Origin of the sequence: Pseudarthrobacter sp. YAF2, assembly GCF_052113345.1 — a bacterium.
Taxonomy (GTDB): Bacteria; Actinomycetota; Actinomycetes; order Actinomycetales; family Micrococcaceae; genus Arthrobacter.
This window is the reverse complement of sequence record NZ_JBFRDA010000001.1, coordinates 106964-123051: the sequence shown is the minus strand read 5'-3', so window position 1 is coordinate 123051 and position 16088 is coordinate 106964. Positions and strand designations below refer to the sequence as shown.

Genomic DNA, 16088 nt, shown 5'->3' with positions numbered 1-16088 from the left:
GGTTTCACTCCTTCCGCGGGGGCAGGTGCTGGGGGTTTGCCGGTGGCGAATTATCGGTGCCGAGGGCAAGGCGCAGGCGTGCCAGCAGGTCGGAGCGGTTTTCGGCGCCCAGGCGCCGCCGGATCCGGGCGATATGGTGCTCCGCCGTCCGGGGCGAAATGTAGATCGACTCCCCTATTTCCCGGTAGGTTTTGCCCTCCAGCACCAGCCTGGCCACTTCTTTCTCCCGCTCGCTCAACCCCGAGGCGTCCGGCTGGGCCTTTCCGCCGTGCTCGGCACCGGTTCCAGCGGGTACCGCCGGCGTACCGGTTGCACCGCCGGCCGGCCCGCCCTGCGGGTGAAGGTCCCGGGCGCAGGAGAGCAAACGCATCATGTCCCGGCGGTCTTCTGCCCGGGCAGCCGCGTGTCCGGCGAGCCGTGCCCCCTCCCATGGCATCCCTACGGCACCCAGCAGCCGGGCCGCTCCCTCCACTTCGGCGGGACGGAACCTCCCGGCCAGCACCGATACCCAGGCCTTGCCCGCGGCGGCAAGGATTGCGGCGAGGTGGCTGTGGGTGGCGGCCTTCGCCAGCGCCGTCGCGTGCGGGGCAAGATCGGCAGGGCTCTCGTTCAGCAGGGCGGCCTGGACCGCGGCCCAATGCAGTGGAACTGCCCACAATGAAGGTTCCCCCAGGCGGCCAAGCAGCTTCCACGCCTCCTCCACATAATGCGCCACGCGGCGCGTCTCACGCAGCCGGGAAGCAGCAATCAGGAGTTCGCCCCAGGGCAGGAGGCTGTAGAGATCCACGGACGTGTGCAGCATGGCCTCGCGGGCCCGGCCCCAAGCCCGCAGGAGCTCCGGAACCTCACCGTTCCTGCGGGCCAGCCCCACATCAAGGGCAGCACTGAGGAATTCGTCGCGCGGGACAAGCGGCCAATGGTTGATTTTGGCGGCCTCCGTGGCGGCCAGCCGTGCGTCCTCGGGTTTATCCTGCATCATCGCAGCCCAGGCCTGGAGCAACAGGAGCCTGGGCTGGGCGGCGCTGCCCCCTTGGCCCGCTGCCACCGCGGCCCGGCAGACGGTTTCGGCCAGGTGCGGCTCCCCGCTGTGCAGGGCCAGGAGGGCGGCCAGTGCGCCGGGTGTTTCCGGCAGCGGAAGCGCTGCGGCCGCCGAGTTCAGCAGGTCCGAGGCATGGATCAGCACGGCGATTCCCTGTTGCGGATTCTCTCCCAGGGAGGCGAGGATTCCCTGGCCGGTCTGCAGCAGGGCGGACGCGAGGAGTGTTGGGGAGCCCTGCGGAGCCTCCGGCGGGAAGAAAGCCTGCGCGCCATTGAGGTCTCCGGCCCCAAGGATGGCGACGGCGGCCAGCGGCGCGGATGCCTCCACACGCTCAGTGCCCAGCCAGTTGTAGACGTCGGCGGCGCGGGCCAGCATTCCCCGCTGCGCCCAGACGGAGGCGGCCACGTCCACGCCACGGCGCACGTCCGGAGGATCGGTGCTGACCAGGAGGGTGTCGATGATCCGTGCGGCGGCGTCGAGTTCGCCGTCACCGGCTGCGGCCTGCGCGCGCCTGGCCGCCGTGGCCAGGGGGTCGGCACCGGCCAGGAGCGCCTCCTCATACAGCTGCGAGGCGAGCCTGGGGTCATGCTGCAGCGCGGTGTCGGCGGCCTGCTCCAGTTCCATGGCTACGCGCGGATCTGCGAGGCCGGCCCTTGCCAGGTCACGGGCCAGATTTCCGAGCGGTTGTCCTGCGGACGCGAAGACTGCCACGAGTTCCCGCTGGAGGGCGTGGACCTTGGCGGTCGGGGTGACGGTCAGCAGGGCATGCCGGGCCGGCCCCGCCACGGTTCCGTCCGGCATCAGCAGTCCTGCGGCCTCCGCGCGGTCCACCAGGGCGTCAAGGTCCTCCACCGCGCCCCTGCCAACCTTGTGACGGAGGTCTGCCGGCAGTGGACCGGGCAACGCGAAGCCCACGGAGAGCGCCAGGAGCAGTTCGCGTACTGCCGCATTGGCTCCCCTCAGCTGTTTCGTCATCGATTCCGCGGCGTGGGGCAGGTGCTCCGGGTCCAGCGCAGCATGCAGGGATGCGGGCAGCTCCACACGTTGCAGGTGCCCGTCCATGTCAGGCCGCCGGCGACGTCGTCGGGGCCGTTGCCACGGCCGCGTCCGCAGGCGTGGGCGTGGGGTTGGTTTCCTCTGGCGTAGGGGAAGGGGCGGTGGCGGGTACGGGCGTCAGGTCAACGGAAGTCGGGGATGCGACGGGATCAGTGGCTGGATCCGAGGCCACGGTGGTGGAGAGCGGCGTTGGCGCGGGTGACGCAGTGGTGGCCGGATCGGTGGGGCTCGTGGAACCCGAAACAGGCGTGGGCTCGGTGGTGGTACTGGGCGGTGCGGTCTCCGACGGAGTTGCTGTCTCTGCCGGCGTGGTGGTTCCCGTGCCTGTAGTGCTTGGCGGCGCGGTATCCGGCGGCGGCGCGGGCGCCACGGTAACTGATTCGGGCACCAGACCTGTGCCGGACGTGCCCGTTCCCGCCGGCGCACCGCCGGCGGCGGCAACATCGGCTGTACCGGTTCCCGCGGTTGCCGCACCGCCCAGGTCCTGCTGTTTGCTGGTGGGCGAGGCGGAAACGTCGAGGCCGACCCGCGGCGAAATCGGGTTCCTGGCGCTGGCCTCGATGCCGGCCAGCGGCTGCGGGTTCGCCGCCACGGCGGCTCCCCCGGCGGCTGGCCCTTCCGTCCTTGCCGGACCGGAGGAGCCTGCAGGACCGGAGCTGCCGGTGTCGGCCCCCGCTTGCGGGACGAACATCGCAGTCAGGTTCCCTATGCCGTCCGGGCTCTGCGCGGCCGTGGCCGTTAGGATCGTCAGGATGACGGCAGCGGCGGCCACCGCCGTGACGCGGACCGTCGGTTTCGGGGCGTGCGCGCCCCTTCTCGCACCCCGCGCTCCGCCGAGCGGACCCGTCCCTGCCCCGGCCCCCGCCGTCGTGGTGTATTTGCGCGACCAGCTGGCCCTGACCGGAGCGCCCAGAACGCCCGGCGCGGCAGGAACAGGCACGACGGCGGCCGGCACCCCGGCTGCCGCGGCAACGGGCCCGGACGCAGTGGCCAGGGCCATGGCGGCAGCCGTATGCGCGAGGACCGCTGCTACGGCGGCACCGAGGCAGATGGAGGATTTCGGGTCGGCGTCCACCGCGATGGGCCGGTCCAGTTGTTCGGACACCAATTGCGCCACCAGTGGGATCCGGGACGAGCCGCCGATCAGCAGGACCGCGGACAGGTCTGCCGGTTCAAGGCGGAGCCGGGACAGCGACTGTTCCAAGGCATCCACCGTGTCCCGCACGGGTTCTTCGATCAGGGCCTCGAACTCCGCCCGCACCAGCCGGACCTGCTGCTGGACGCCGGGCAGGAGCACCGGGATGGTGGCTTCGCTGTCCGCAGAGAGGGCCTCCTTGGCCTCGACGCATTCACGCCTAAGCCGGCTCAGCGCACCCATTACGGCGGGGTCGGTGAGGTCGGGGTCCGTCAGGGCACTGCCGGTGTGCTCTGCGACGTAGCGGAACACGGCGGCGTCAAAGTCGGCGCCGCCCAGGTCCTCGATGCCGTCGGGGCGTCCCAGGAGTTCAAAGCGGCTGCCGCCGGACTTCTTCAGCACGGCAGTGTCGAAGGTGCCGCCGCCGAGGTCGTACACGGCGATGGTGCTTCCTTCCTCCACCCGGACCTGCGATGCATAGTGCAGGGCCGCGGCCTCGGGTTCGGGAAGGAGCGTCACGTTCTCCAGGCCCTGGGCGGCCAGGGCGGAGCGGATGGCGGACAGCCGGTGGATCCCCCAGGATGCCGGGTGGGTCAGGAAGATGGCCGACGGGAGCGCGCCCTCGCGCTCTGCCGCCCGGTTCGCCACCCACCGGGCCACGGTGGCGAACACATCCTCGGGCCGGACCGTCAGGGTGCCCAGCGCGAACGGAACGTCGTCGCCTACGCGCCGCTTGAATTCCCGGATAACGCGGTGGGGTGAGTCCAGGCCGCGGCGTTCTGCGGCTTCCCCCACCAGGACCGGCCCCTCTTCCGGGTAGTACGCCACGGAGGGCACGGACGTTCCCCGGAGCCCCAGTGGCAGGCACTCCGGGAGGGGCGAAGCACCTTCGTCGAAACGGACAACGGCGGCCGCCGTGTAACTGGTTCCGACGTCGACGGCGAGAGCATAGCTCATGGGTACCTCGGAAAGCTGGTGATCCGCCTGCAAACTTCATCACAGGGAACCTGACCAAAGTAGCATTTCCGAAGGACCGCGGAACAGCCCTGTTGCTACATCGAATGGGTATTTGTTCGCGGCCGGCTCAGAGCCCGGAGTAGGAGTGGAGCCCGTTGAAGAACTGGTTCACGATGGTGAAGTTGAAGATCACGCACAGGTAGCCGACGATCGACAACCACGCGGCGCGGGTTCCGGTCCAGCCCCGGGTGGCACGGGCGTGCAGGTAGCCTGCGTAGACAACCCAGATCACGAACGTCCACACCTCTTTGGTGTCCCAGCCCCAGAACCGGCCCCAGGCCTTTTCGGCCCAGATCGCACCGAACATGAGGGTGAACGTCCAGCCGATGAAGGCGATGGCGTTAATGCGGTAGGACAAGTTTTCCAGGCTGAGCGCCGAGGGCACCAGGCGCATGAAGCCGAGCTTGTCGGCGCCGCCCGCAGCCACCGCCTTCTGCCGGTGGGACTGCACCAGCTGCAGGGCGGACATAGCGAACGTCAGCGTGAACAAGGCGGACGAAAGCACCGCGATGGAAACATGGATGACCAGCCAGTAGCTCTGCAGGGCGGGCACCAGGTGGCCGACGGGGGTCCAGAAAGCCACCGATGCGGCCACCATCATGATGATGACAAGGCCCACCACGAAGGTGCCCAGGAAGCGGAGGTCGCGGCGGATCAGCGAAAGCAGGAACACGGCCGCCACCAGGAACGCGCCGGTGGTCAGGAATTCGTACATGTTGCCCCACGGCACCCGCCCGGCGCCCAGGGCCCTGGTGACCACGCCGGCACCGTGGATGAGGACGGCAAGGGTGGTCAGGGCCACGGCTACCCGAGCCGGTACCCGGCGCTCGGCGGCGTACTTCATGTCGCCGTCGGCCGTGACAACGCCGCCGGAACCTGCCGCGTTGGCCTTGGCAGTGGACGACGACGGCCGTTCCGCCCTGCCCGCGGGCCCGTCCAGGCGGGCCTCGGCGGAGCTGGCGCCCACACCAGCGGCTACGGGAACCTTGACGGCGGTGCCCGCCTGGGCGGCGGCCTTGAGGTCCACTGCGCGCAGCGCCTTGCTGCTCTTGGCCAGGTCCCAGGCGAAGGCGATGAAGGCCACCGTGTAGGTACCCGCCGCCAGCAGCATGAAGAGTTCGCTGTACTGGCCCATGGTTTCGTTGATTCCAAATGGCATTACTGGTCCTTTTCGGGCCCGGTGGGGCCTGCTGGGGTGCTGACGGAGCCTGCGACATTATCGCTTGTCCGGCTGGGAGTTTGCTGGGACCCGTCGGTGGTTTCGGGGTCGACATCGTCGGATGCCGCTTCTTCGGTGGCAGCGTCGTCGGGCAGCTGCCACTCCGCGGAGAAGAGTTTCCGGAGGGCTGCGGCCTCGCCGGCGAGGCGGTGGTCCTCGCCGCGGGCCAGGAGCCCGTACTCCACCATGGTGCGGCCGTCTGCCGCCGTGCCGGTGCGCACCCAGACGCGGCGGCGGTTCACGTAGAGCGAGATAATCAGGCCGGCCACCGCGAGGAGCGCAAACACCAGGGCATAGACCTGGCCCGGGTTGTGGTGGATATCCACGCCGATGTAGCGCTTCACGCCGTCAAAGCTGATAGTGCCCTTGCCGTCCGGCAGGGTGTAGGTGGAGCCGGGCGCAAGGGTGATGCCGCCTGCGGCCAGGTTCCGCGCGTTGAGGGGCGTCAGGTTCCTGACGTCGAGTTCGAAGACGTTCTGCGGCGCGCCGCTGTTCAGGCCCAGGTCGCCGTAGTAGGAGTTCAGCGTCAGCTGCGGGTTGAACAGCTCGGGATCGGCGCTGAACGAAACGTTTTTGTCGTTGACAAACGCGGTGGGGAGGAAGAAGCCCACGAAGCCCAGCTGGTCCGGTTTCGCGTCGGGGACCTTGATCACCACGGAGGAGTAGTAGTTGTCCCCCTGCAGCTTGGCCACCACCGGCCCCTGCATGGCAACGTTTCCCGCCCCGTCCCGGACGGTCACCACGGGAGCGTAGCCGTTGCCGGTGAGGTAGATGCTGGTGCCGCCCAGGTTTACCGGATCGTTGACTTTGAGGATCTCCTGCTTGGGCGGGGCGTCCGGGTTTTCCTTGGTGGTCACGGTGGCGGCGAAGTCGATGGGCTGGCCGAACTTGCCCTTCGATTCGCGGTCAAAGGTGATGTTGAACTTGTCCAGCTGCAGCGAGTACGGCTGTAGCTGGCTGGATTGGAAGTTGGTGCCGGGATTGAACTGGTCGTAGCCCACCAGGGTGTTCACGAACGTATCGCCTTCCACCAGGATGCGCTGGCCGCTGTACCCGAACAGGCCGCCGGCAGCCACGGACACCAGCACGCCGATCAGCGAGGTGTGGAAGACCAGGTTGCCCACTTCCTTCAGGAAGCCACGCTCGGCACCGAGGGACGGCAGGGCGCCGTCGGCATCCCTGACCTCCACCCGGTAGCCGCGCTTGCGGAGCAGCCCGGCGGCACTGTTGATGGCGTCCGACGCCGGGATCCCGGCGTCGGCGGGAACCACCAGGGTGCCGTATTCGGGGAGCCGGGACAGGCGCTGCGGGGTACGCGGCGGCTGGGAGCGCATGGCTTTGTAGTGGGCGATGGCGCGCGGCACCACGCAGCCGATCAGCGAAATGAACAGCAGCAGGTAGATCGCGGAGAACCAGGCCGAGGAGTAGACGTCGTAGAGCTGCAGGGAGTCCAGCAGCTTGCCGTAGTCCGGGTGGTCCTTGATGTACTGGGTCACCACGGAAGGATTGGCCGGCCGCTGCGGAAACAAGGAGCCCGGGACGGCCGCGACGGCGAGGAGCAGCAGCAGGAACAATGCCGTCCGCATGCTGGTCAGCTGGGTCCAGGCCCACCGCAGCATGCCCTTCGGGCCCAGGGCCGGAAGGGCGGCCTCTGCCTTGGCCTCTGCGACAGGGGTGGCTTGCTTCTTCTTTACGTTCACACGCTCGCTCATCAGATCGGCAACTTCACGTCGGTTTGGAACCAGTACTGCAGCCCGGTCACCCAGGACCCCCAGACGCCGGTGGCCATCAGCAGGCCCAGCACCACCAGGATGCCGCCGCCGGTCCGCTGGATGGCAAGGCGGTGTTTGCGGAAGAACGCCATCACGCCCATTCCGCGGCGCACCGCCAGCGCGATCAGCAGGAACGGGATGCCCAGTCCCAGGCTGTAGACGAACGCCAGGAAGGCGCCCTTGGCGGCGGAGGACCCGCCGGAGAGGCTGAGCAGCTGCACGGCGGAGTAGGTGGGCCCAATGCACGGTGCCCAGCCCAGCCCGAAGGTGAGGCCCAGCAACGGTGCGCCCCAGAGGCCGGCGGGCGGTTTGGCATGGATTTTCGCGTCCCGTTGGAGCCAGCTGAAGCCGCCCATGAACACAATGCCCATGATGATCACCAGGATCCCCAGGAGCTGGGTGATCCAGGCGTTCCGGCTGCCGCTGATCAGCGTGCCCAACTGCCCGAAGGCGCCGCCCAGCAGGACGAAGATCACGGAGAACCCCAGGACGAACAATCCGATGCCTGCCAGCATCCGGCCGCGCTTTTGCTTCTGCAGGTCAACCCCGCTCAGGCCCGTGACGTACCCGAGGTAGCCCGGAACGAGGGGCAGCACGCAGGGCGAGAGGAAGGACACCAGGCCGGCGAGCAGCGCCACCGGGATGGCCAGGAGGAGCGAGCCGCTGAGGATGGCTTCGGCGAAGGGACTGTTCACGGTGCCTGGCCTGCCCCTACTCCGCCACGGCGGCGGTGATGAGGGACTTCAAGGTGCCCTTTTCGATCTCGCCGAGCACCCGGGAAGCCACCCGGCCCTGCTTGTCCAGGACCAGGGTGGTGGGGACTGCCCCGGGCGGAACCAGGCCGGACACGGACAGCAGGACGCCGCCGTCCTTGTCGTCGAAGCTGGGGTAGGTCAGGTTGAAGGTCTTCTCGAACGCCTCCGCCGTGGGCTTCTCGTCCCGGAGGTTGACGCCGAAGAACTGCACGCCCTGGTCCTTGAACTCCTGGTGGAGTTCTTCCAGGACGGGCGCCTCCACCCGGCACGGGGCGCAGCCGGCGAACCAGAAGTTCAGGATGCTGACTTTGCCCTGAAAATCGGCAGGGGTCACCTTGGCGCCGCTAAAGAGCGCACCTTGGATCTGGACGGCTTCCTTGCGGTCGCCGGCGGCGAACTCGGTTACCGAACCGTCGCCCGCCACGTAGTTCTTGTTGTCCCCGGCCTTTGCCTGCTTGGCCAGGGCGTCTTCTTGGGCGCAGCCGGACAGGGCAAGGGTCAGTGCGCTCAGCGCCAGGCCGCCGGCGGCGAGCATGCTGCGGCGCGAGGGAAGGAATTCGTTGGTCACTGCTAGGCTCCAGGGGTGCTGGCGGCACCGGGAAGAAGGGACGCGGCGGGTTCGCTGTACTCGACCCGCACCAGCGAGCCGTCGTCGGCGAACACCAGTGACGTGACGGATGTCAGCGTGCACTCGCGCTTGCGGGGGTCGTGCCACAGGGGCCGGCCTTCGGCGCTGAGCCGCGCGGCCCAGATGGGCAGCTGGTGGCTGACCAGGATGGCCTCGGGCCCCTCGGCGCCAAAGTCGCCGGCAGCCAGTTCAATCGCCCGGAGCCGGGCGTCCTGTGCTGCTGCCGCGATGCGGGCGGCCTGCTGCTTGTAAGGCTCGCCCCAGGACGGGCGGAGCGGATTGACCAGCCGGGGCCAGTGCTTGGGCCGGCGCAGCTCTGCCTTGGTGACCTTCATGCCCTCGAAGTAGTTTTCCGCTTCGATGATCCGCGGCTCGGTGCGGATCTGCAGGTGCAGGGCCTCCGACGTCGGCCGTGCGGTTTCCTGTGCACGCTCAAGTGGCGAGGCGGCCAGGTACGTGATCCGGGCGCCCCGTTCCGCGCGCTGCCGGAAGTGCTCGGCGAGGGTGCGGGCCATCTCCTGCCCCAGTTCGGAGAGGTGGAATTCGGGGAGCCGTCCGTACAGAACGCCGTCGGGATTATGGACCTCGCCGTGGCGGAGCAGATGGACAGTGGCTTGGGGCATGTTTACCAGTTTCTCAAAGATGGCGTGCGATCCGAAATCTTCTACGAACAGTAGAACTTAAGTTTCTGAAGAAATGTTCCGAACGCGGGAACAAAACATGCAAACGCATGTTTATACTGGATGCAGCAAGTTAGTTGAGACTTCAACAGATGAAGTTTCAACCGCAGGACCACAACAGGCATTAAGAACAAGGAGCATCATCATGGCACTTCCCGCAGACGTCACCACCGGCACCTGGACCCTGGACAACTCCCACAGCGAGATCGGATTCACCGTCCGTCACGCCGGCATCAGCAAGGTCCGCGGCCAGTTCACCGAAGCCGCCGCAACGCTTGACCTCGTCGAGGATGTGGCCGATTCGAAGATCAACGCCACCATCAAGACCGCCAGCTTTGACTCCGGCGACGCCAACCGCGACGGCCACGTCAAGGGCGAGGACTTCTTTGATGTGGAGAAGTTCCCGGAGATCTCCTTCGTCTCCAACGGCCTGGTGGCCAAGGGCAACAGCTACGAGCTCACCGGCGACCTCACCATCAAGGGCGTCACCCGCCCGGTGACGCTGGATACCGAGTTCAACGGCGTGGCCGTTGATCCGTTCGGCAACACCCGCGCCGGCGTCTCCGCCGGGACCACCATCAGCCGCAAGGACTTCGGCCTGACCTGGAACGCTGTCCTGGAGACCGGCGGCGTGCTGGTCAGCGACAAGGTTGCCATCAACCTGGAGCTCGCCTTCATCGCTCCCGCAGCCTGATTCCGCTCCGGCCCACCCCGGCAGCAGGCATTTCCGCCTGGTGCCGGGGTGCCGTATTTAACGCCTCCGGCGGTGTGAACAGCCCCTCCGGATCCCGCACAAGGCGGCCTGCCGGGGGTACGGTGGACTTAAGCCATGCTGGGGGCGGCACAGGACCGATTCCCGGCAGCCCGCCTGGATCCCGACCTGCAGAAGGAACGCCCATGAGTACTCCTCCCGTCCCGCCTCCCGTGCCCCACGATCCCCAATCCGGAAACGGCCAGCCCGGCAGCGGCCAGCCGGCAGGCGAGCAGCCCGGCGGCCAGCAGCCCCGCTACGGCCAAAACTCGCCGCAGTACGGGCAGAACGCTCCGCAGTATGGCCAGAACGCACCCCAGTACGGTTCGCAGCCGCCGGCCCAACCGCAGTATGGCCAGAACGCTCCGCAGTACGGCCAGAACGCACCCCAATATGGGCAGAATGCCCCGGCGGCCCCCGGCTACGGACAGCAGCAGCCCTACGGCCAGCCGCCGTACGGCCAGTCCCCCTATGGCCAGTACCCGTCGGAGCAGCCACAGCCTGCCGCAGGCGCCGGAATCCCGCAACTGGTCACCATCTCCTTCTGGATGCTGATCGCGGCCGCCGTGATCTTCGTCATCTCCCTGCTCACCGGACTCACCCAACTGGATGATCCCGCATTCCGGCAGGCCTTTGACCAGCAGGTCAAGGCCAGCAACGCCGGCATCACGTACGACGACATCAAGGGTGTCATCGCCGGAACCCTGGTGGTCTTCGCCATCATCGGCGCCGGGCTCTACCTGCTGGTGGCCTTCTTCGTCCGCAAGGGCAAGAACTGGGCCCGCATCCTGGGTACGGTGCTGGCGGCCCTGTCGGTGCTGGGCCTGTTCGGGGTTCCCTCGTTCGCAACCGTCGGGACAGTCCTGGGGATCGCCGCCATCGTCCTGCTCTACCTTCCGGCGGCTGCCCCGTACTTCCGGAAGCAGCAGTTCGGCAACCCGTATGCCGGCGGCTTCGGAAACCCCTACGGCCGGTAACGGCCAGCCGCACCAAAACAGGCGGCCCGGGATGCTCCACCGCATCCCGGGCCGTTCTCCTTAACCTGGTGATTCCCTACGCGCTCTGTCCGGGCGCCTGGGCCCGTTGGGCGTGATAGGCCAGGATCTGGAGTTCGGTGGCCATGTCCACCTTGCGGAGGTTGACGCCTTCCGGAACCTGCAGCATGACGGGCGCGAAGCTCAGCACACTGTGCACGCCTGCGGCCACCACGCGGTCGCAGATTCCTTGGGCCACCGCCGCCGGAAGCGCCAGCACCACCATGTTGGCTCCGGTGCGGTGCAGGACGGTTTCAAGGTCTGCCACGTCACTGACCCGCAGCCAGCCCACTTCGTTGCCCACCACCATTTGGTCGGCGTCGAAGATCGCGACGACGTCGAACCCGCGGGATTCGAAGCCGCCATACCGGGCCAGGGCCTTGCCCAGGTTTCCGGCACCGACGATCGCCACCTTCCAGTCGTGCGTCAGGCCAAGGGCCGCGGCAATATGGCGGCTGAGGTACTGCACCTCGTAGCCCACTCCCCTGGTGCCGTAGGACCCGACATGGGACAGGTCCTTTCGCAGCGTTGAGGAACTGACGCCGGAGGCCTCGGCCAAGGATTCAGACGAGACCCGCTCCACGCCCTCGGCCAGCAAGGTGTTCAGGGCTCGGAGATACAGCGTCAGCCGCGCCACCGCCGCGGGCGGGATCTGCTTGGCAGGCGTTCCAATAGTGCCCGGGAGATCCGGGACAGGCTGGGACGTTGATTCCAAGGACGTCATTGGCCTCCCCTTACCGGGCCATGACGCGCTGCAGCACGCGTTCCAGCCGGGTTTCGTCAATCTTCCAAAAGTCCCGCTGCACCCCGTCCACCAGCACCACCGGAATTTCCTCGGCATAGCGCTCGCGCAGCTCGGGCTGGTGATCCACCGACTCTTCCGTCCACGTCAGTCCCAACGAGGCAGTGACCCGGCCTACGGCGTCGCGCGCCGCTTCGCACAGGTGGCAGTCAGCTTTGGTGACCAGGACGACGCGGGGGGTAGCCATGGCTTAACGGTATCGCCGTTCGCGGCATGCGGGCGACGCCGACGGCGGCCGGCCAGCCGATTGACTAGACTCGAGTCCATGCCCGAGGAGAAATACGTCGCCGTAGTCACGCGGCCCGTCCCTGCGCCGCAGCCCGGCGAAGCGGCGTTTTTCGACGTGGACAACACCCTGATGCGCGGCGCCAGCCTCTTCCATGTGGCCCGGAAAATGCATCAGCGCGGGGCGTTCACCCTGGCCCAGGCTGCCGGGTTCGCGTGGAAGCAGTTCAAGTTCGTGACGCGCGGCGAGAACATCGACGACGTCCATGCCGTCCGTGATTCAGCCCTGACGCTCGCTGCCGGGATCACCGTTGAGGACATCAAGGCGCTCGGCGAAGAAGTTTATGACGAAATGATCGCCTCCCGGATCTGGCCGGGCGCCAAGGCCCTGGCCGAGCAGCACCTCCGTGTGGGCCGCCGGGTCTGGCTGGTCACGGCAACGCCCATCGAAGTTGCCACCGTGATCTCCACCCGCTTGGGTCTGACCGGCGCCCTGGGGACAGTCGGGGAGGTCTCGGACGGCATGTACACCGGGCGGCTGGTGGGCGACATCCTGCACGGCTCGGCCAAAGCCGTCGCGGTCCAGGCCATCGCCGACGAGGAGGAGCTGGACCTCAAGCGCTGCTGGGCCTACAGCGACTCCTATAACGACGTCCCGCTGCTATCACTGGTGGGCCACCCGGTGGCCATCAACCCCGATGCCAAGCTCCGCCGGCACGCCCGCGACCGCAACTGGCCGGTCTACGATTTCCGCGCCGGGCGCCGCGCCGCCACCTTCGGCCTCAAACTGGCGACCCTCGGCGGTGCCGTCTACGGCCTGTGGAAGGGCTTCGCCCGGATCCGCGGCCCGCGCCTGTAGCTTTCCCCGCCTCCAGGCCTCCCCCGCTGCAGGTTCCCAGCACCGTACACTCCATCGCACGAAAAAACGCCCGCCGCCTTTGCAGGCGACGGGCGTTCTCCACGCTGTTCGAAGTATTGCTACTTCTTGTTGCGGCGCTGGTGACGAGTCTTGCGAAGCAGCTTGCGGTGCTTCTTCTTGGCCATACGCTTGCGACGCTTCTTAATAACTGAACCCACGAAAGTTCCTTACAAACTAGATGCAGTACCTGTCTGATGGAAATGGTCCGTGGACAGAGCTACGAACTGAACAACTGACAGATTCTTACAATGACGTAAAACGTTCCTTAACAGGGTACCGCCTATCGAGGGCGGCTTGGGACAAGCTGCCCTAGGCTGTCTCGGTGTGACCGTCCACCACAGCACCCTTGAGGTACTGCTCCACGGCATTCTCAGGTACCCGGTAGGAGCGGCCGAAGCGCACTGCCGGCATTTCGCCGGAGTGGACCAGGCGGTAAACAGTCATTTTGGAGACTCGCATGACCTCGGCTACTTCAGCCACGGTCAGGAACTTCGCGTTGGAGAAGTTCTGTTCTGCCGACATTTCCCTATTTTCCTTTGCTGACGGATGGACAACAGTGACCCCAGGTACGTGCCAATGCGGTGTTCAGATGCTGAGCCATCCACCAATCACCTAAGAAGATACTCTAGATGTTCATGTGGCAGATGTGAAAGTAGGTAAAGCCACTATTTCGCCTGCCGCCGCTTCCGTGCCCAGGCCGCGAGCTGGTCCAGGACCGAGGCGGAAACGTCCCAATCCATGCAGGCGTCGGTGACGCTCTGGCCGTACACGAGTGCGGAACTGCCGGCCGCGTGCGCGGCCACGTCCAGGTTTTGGGCGCCGCCCACCAGGAAGCTTTCCAGCATGACCCCGGCGATCGCCTGCGCAGCTGCACCCCCGTCCTCGAGCTGGGCACCGATCTCCAGCGCGACCTCGGCCTGGCGGTGATGGCTCTTGCCGCTGTTGGCGTGGCTGGCGTCAACCACCAGGCGCGGGTTCAGGCCCTTTCCAGCCAGTTCCCCGGACGCCCGCTCGACGTCGGCGGCTGAGTAGTTGGGACCCTTGCGTCCGCCGCGGAGGATCACGTGGGTGTCCGGGTTCCCGGCCGTTGCCACCAGCGCAGCCCGGCCGTCGCCGTCGATCCCGAGGAACGCCTGGGCCGCCGCCGCGGCGCCGCACGCGTCGATCGCCACCTGCAGCCCGCCGTCGGTCCCGTTCTTGAAGCCGATAGGCATGGAGAGGCCGGAGGCCAGCTGCCGGTGGATCTGGCTTTCGGTGGTCCGGGCGCCGATGGCGCCCCAGGAGATCAGGTCCGCCATGTACTGGGGGCTGATCGGCTCCAGGAATTCGGTGGCGGTGGGCAGCCCCAGCGCGGACACCTGCTGCAGGAACTGCCGGGCGGTGCGCAGGCCGGTGACCATGTCGTGGCTCCCGTCGAGGCGGGGATCATTGATCAGGCCCTTCCAGCCCACGGTGGTGCGGGGCTTTTCGAAGTAGGTCCGCATGACCACCAGCAGGTCTTCCTTGTGCTTTTCCGCCTGGCTGACCAGCCGGCGGGCGTATTCCAGCCCGGCTTTGGGATCGTGGATGGAGCAGGGCCCCACGATGACCAGCAGGCGGTCATCCACGCCGTCCATGATGGCGCGCACCTGGTCACGGCCGCGTTCGACGACGTCAGCCGCCCGGGCGTCCAGGGGCAGTTCCGCGAGGAGTTCGGAAGGGGTGGGCAGCGCGGTGAATTCGCTGACGCGCAGGTTCGAGGTGGACTTGGTGCCGGCGGCGGTGGCTGCTGCTGTTGCGGTGCTCATGTTCGGGTCCTGTTCCAGATGGGAAGCGGGCCCGGATTTCAGAACCCGCCGGAGAAACGGCGAAGGGCAGAGAATCATCTCTGCCCTGTTGGCTCTGAAGGTGGGTTGGATGCGTGTCAGTTAGACGCGGGCCCCTCCAGAGCCAACGAAAAATACGCATACCAACGGTTAGTCATGGGAAAGACCATAGCCCTGCCGCCCGTTACCGCAAAATCAGTGTCCGTCACATTTCCTGCGCCCGCCTAGCCCAAGAGCTTGCGCAGGAACTGCAGCTGCCGGATCCAGTGGTGTTCCTGGCCGCCTTCATGGTTGTTGAACCGGTACACCTCGATCTCCTTGGCGGCGCCGGTGGAGGACCCCGCGGACGTGCCCGAGCCGTAGGCGTTGAAGCTGGCGAAGACAGTGGACGGCGGGCAGATATCGTCCATCAGGGCCACCGAGTACAGCGCGGGCGCCGTGGCGTACCGGGCCAGGTTGACGCCGTCGAAGTAGTTCAGGACCTCAAGTGCGGGCTGGTACCGGTCCCGGTGGCGCGCCAGGAACTGGGCGATCTCCGGGTAGGGCCCGCGCGGGGTGATGTCGATGGCGCGCGGGAAGTCCTGCAGGAACGGGACATCGGGCAGCGCGGCGATGACGCCGTCGAGCCGTCCGGCGGTGAGCCCTGCCGTGGCCACCACGATGCCGCCGCCCTGGCTGACGCCGGCAAGCACCACTTTGGCGGGGTCGACGGCGGGGTGCGCCTGGGCTGCCTCCACGGCTCGGAAGGCGTCCACGTAGACGCGGCGGTAGTAGTAGTCCTCGCGGTTGGCGATGCCCCTCGTCATCAGGCCGGCGTGGGCCACATCGCCCGCGGACGGGTGCGGATCAGCCGTGTCACCCACCAGGCCGCCGTACCCTTGGCCGCGGGTGTCCATGATGAAGTGCGCGTACCCGGCCTGCGCCCAGCGGGTGTCCTGGTTGACCAGGCCGCGACCGCCGGAATAGCCGACGTAATGCACCACCACCGGGAGCCGGGCGCCCTCTTCGAGGGTGGCCGGCAGGTGCAGCCAGCCTTTGACCGGTGCCCCACCGAAGCCGGAAAAGGTGACGTCAAAGGTATCGATCAAGGTCAGGTGGTTCTCCACCGGTTCGAAGGTGGCGTTCAACGGGACGGCACGTGCTTCGTCGAGGGTGGCGTCCCAAAACGCGCCCAGGTCCGCCGGCGGCGTGACGTCTGAGGTGTAGCTGCGCAGTTGGGCCAGGGGGAGGTCGAAGAGGGGCATCGTTGTC

At 67.3% G+C, this 16088-nt stretch carries 16 protein-coding genes; 3 read left to right on the top strand and 13 right to left on the bottom strand.

What is annotated here, in order from left to right; genetic code table 11:
* Positions 1-4: 4 nt before the first annotated feature.
* The 7 genes from AB4Y79_RS00545 to AB4Y79_RS00515 all read right to left on the bottom strand — a co-directional run bounded on the left by AB4Y79_RS00545 (position 5) and on the right by AB4Y79_RS00515 (position 9244).
* A complete protein-coding gene (locus AB4Y79_RS00545) occupies positions 5-2101 on the bottom strand; it encodes a LuxR C-terminal-related transcriptional regulator (RefSeq protein ID WP_441857723.1) in 2097 nt (698 codons plus the stop codon).
* Between the two features lies 1 nt (position 2102).
* Complete coding sequence (locus AB4Y79_RS00540) at positions 2103-4187, bottom strand: Hsp70 family protein (RefSeq protein ID WP_441857721.1); 2085 nt, start codon at positions 4185-4187, stop codon at positions 2103-2105.
* Positions 4188-4314: 127 nt separating this feature from the next.
* Entirely contained in the window at positions 4315-5406 is a 1092-nt protein-coding gene (ccsB, locus tag AB4Y79_RS00535; RefSeq protein ID WP_441857719.1) for a c-type cytochrome biogenesis protein CcsB, read from the bottom strand.
* Positions 5406-7178 carry a cytochrome c biogenesis protein ResB gene (resB, locus tag AB4Y79_RS00530; RefSeq protein ID WP_441857717.1) on the bottom strand — a complete coding sequence of 591 codons (1773 nt, stop codon included), beginning with the start codon at positions 7176-7178 and terminating at the stop codon, positions 5406-5408. The genes ccsB and resB overlap by 1 nt, the downstream gene beginning before the upstream one ends.
* Positions 7178-7933 (bottom strand): cytochrome c biogenesis CcdA family protein, encoded by a 756-nt coding sequence (locus AB4Y79_RS00525; RefSeq protein ID WP_441857715.1) that lies wholly within the window; start codon positions 7931-7933, stop codon positions 7178-7180. Before AB4Y79_RS00525 ends, resB begins: the two co-directional genes overlap by 1 nt.
* Before the next feature lie 16 nt (positions 7934-7949).
* Positions 7950-8528, bottom strand: coding sequence for a TlpA family protein disulfide reductase (locus tag AB4Y79_RS00520; protein WP_441858291.1), 579 nt, complete (start codon positions 8526-8528; stop codon positions 7950-7952).
* A gap of 35 nt (positions 8529-8563) precedes the next feature.
* Positions 8564-9244, bottom strand: a complete 681-nt coding sequence (locus AB4Y79_RS00515) for a histidine phosphatase family protein (protein WP_441857713.1) — start codon at positions 9242-9244, stop codon at positions 8564-8566.
* A gap of 202 nt (positions 9245-9446) precedes the next feature.
* On the opposite strand from AB4Y79_RS00515, the gene AB4Y79_RS00510 reads away from it, so the two are divergent.
* Together AB4Y79_RS00510 and AB4Y79_RS00505 are read left to right on the top strand one after the other, a co-directional pair.
* The gene (locus tag AB4Y79_RS00510) at positions 9447-9995 is read left to right on the top strand and encodes a YceI family protein (protein WP_441857711.1); all 549 of its coding nucleotides are present in this window, start codon (positions 9447-9449) and stop codon (positions 9993-9995) included.
* Between the two features lie 203 nt (positions 9996-10198).
* Complete coding sequence (locus tag AB4Y79_RS00505; RefSeq protein ID WP_441857709.1) at positions 10199-11029, top strand: hypothetical protein; 831 nt, start codon at positions 10199-10201, stop codon at positions 11027-11029.
* Between the two features lie 76 nt (positions 11030-11105).
* Here AB4Y79_RS00505 and AB4Y79_RS00500 read toward each other — a convergent pair whose 3' ends face one another.
* Entirely contained in the window at positions 11106-11810 is a 705-nt protein-coding gene (locus tag AB4Y79_RS00500) for a redox-sensing transcriptional repressor Rex (RefSeq protein ID WP_441857707.1), read from the bottom strand.
* Positions 11811-11820: 10 nt separating this feature from the next.
* Entirely contained in the window at positions 11821-12075 is a 255-nt protein-coding gene (locus AB4Y79_RS00495; protein WP_441857705.1) for a glutaredoxin family protein, read from the bottom strand.
* Between the two features lie 78 nt (positions 12076-12153).
* On the opposite strand from AB4Y79_RS00495, the gene AB4Y79_RS00490 reads away from it, so the two are divergent.
* Entirely contained in the window at positions 12154-12972 is an 819-nt protein-coding gene (locus AB4Y79_RS00490) for an HAD family hydrolase (protein ID WP_441857703.1), read from the top strand.
* A gap of 119 nt (positions 12973-13091) precedes the next feature.
* Here AB4Y79_RS00490 and AB4Y79_RS00485 read toward each other — a convergent pair whose 3' ends face one another.
* From AB4Y79_RS00485 to AB4Y79_RS00470, 4 genes are all read right to left on the bottom strand, one after another.
* Positions 13092-13190: a 30S ribosomal protein bS22 gene (locus AB4Y79_RS00485; RefSeq protein WP_003792170.1), complete on the bottom strand. Its 99-nt coding sequence runs from the start codon at positions 13188-13190 to the stop codon at positions 13092-13094.
* 151 nt (positions 13191-13341) lie between these two features.
* Entirely contained in the window at positions 13342-13554 is a 213-nt protein-coding gene (locus AB4Y79_RS00480; protein WP_043452394.1) for a helix-turn-helix domain-containing protein, read from the bottom strand.
* Positions 13555-13697: 143 nt separating this feature from the next.
* Positions 13698-14819 (bottom strand): 3-deoxy-7-phosphoheptulonate synthase, encoded by a 1122-nt coding sequence (locus AB4Y79_RS00475; protein WP_441857700.1) that lies wholly within the window; start codon positions 14817-14819, stop codon positions 13698-13700.
* Between the two features lie 242 nt (positions 14820-15061).
* Entirely contained in the window at positions 15062-16081 is a 1020-nt protein-coding gene (locus AB4Y79_RS00470) for an acetylxylan esterase (protein ID WP_441857698.1), read from the bottom strand.
* Positions 16082-16088: the final 7 nt, after the last annotated feature.

Excerpts from the sequence above, each read along its gene's own strand:
- AB4Y79_RS00545 (WP_441857723.1), bottom strand. The coding sequence starts at position 2,101 with ATGGACGGGCACCTGCAACGTGTGGAGCTGCCCGCATCCCTGCATGCT.
- AB4Y79_RS00540 (WP_441857721.1), bottom strand. The coding sequence starts at position 4,187 with ATGAGCTATGCTCTCGCCGTCGACGTCGGAACCAGTTACACGGCGGCC.
- ccsB (WP_441857719.1), bottom strand. The coding sequence starts at position 5,406 with ATGCCATTTGGAATCAACGAAACCATGGGCCAGTACAGCGAACTCTTC.
- resB (WP_441857717.1), bottom strand. The coding sequence starts at position 7,178 with ATGAGCGAGCGTGTGAACGTAAAGAAGAAGCAAGCCACCCCTGTCGCA.
- AB4Y79_RS00520 (WP_441858291.1), bottom strand. The coding sequence starts at position 8,528 with ATGCTCGCCGCCGGCGGCCTGGCGCTGAGCGCACTGACCCTTGCCCTG.
- AB4Y79_RS00515 (WP_441857713.1), bottom strand. The coding sequence starts at position 9,244 with ATGCCCCAAGCCACTGTCCATCTGCTCCGCCACGGCGAGGTCCATAAT.
- AB4Y79_RS00510 (WP_441857711.1), top strand. The coding sequence starts at position 9,447 with ATGGCACTTCCCGCAGACGTCACCACCGGCACCTGGACCCTGGACAAC.
- AB4Y79_RS00505 (WP_441857709.1), top strand. The coding sequence starts at position 10,199 with ATGAGTACTCCTCCCGTCCCGCCTCCCGTGCCCCACGATCCCCAATCC.
- AB4Y79_RS00500 (WP_441857707.1), bottom strand. The coding sequence starts at position 11,810 with ATGACGTCCTTGGAATCAACGTCCCAGCCTGTCCCGGATCTCCCGGGC.
- AB4Y79_RS00495 (WP_441857705.1), bottom strand. The coding sequence starts at position 12,075 with ATGGCTACCCCCCGCGTCGTCCTGGTCACCAAAGCTGACTGCCACCTG.
- AB4Y79_RS00490 (WP_441857703.1), top strand. The coding sequence starts at position 12,154 with ATGCCCGAGGAGAAATACGTCGCCGTAGTCACGCGGCCCGTCCCTGCG.
- AB4Y79_RS00480 (WP_043452394.1), bottom strand. The coding sequence starts at position 13,554 with ATGTCGGCAGAACAGAACTTCTCCAACGCGAAGTTCCTGACCGTGGCT.
- AB4Y79_RS00475 (WP_441857700.1), bottom strand. The coding sequence starts at position 14,819 with ATGAGCACCGCAACAGCAGCAGCCACCGCCGCCGGCACCAAGTCCACC.
- AB4Y79_RS00470 (WP_441857698.1), bottom strand. The coding sequence starts at position 16,081 with ATGCCCCTCTTCGACCTCCCCCTGGCCCAACTGCGCAGCTACACCTCA.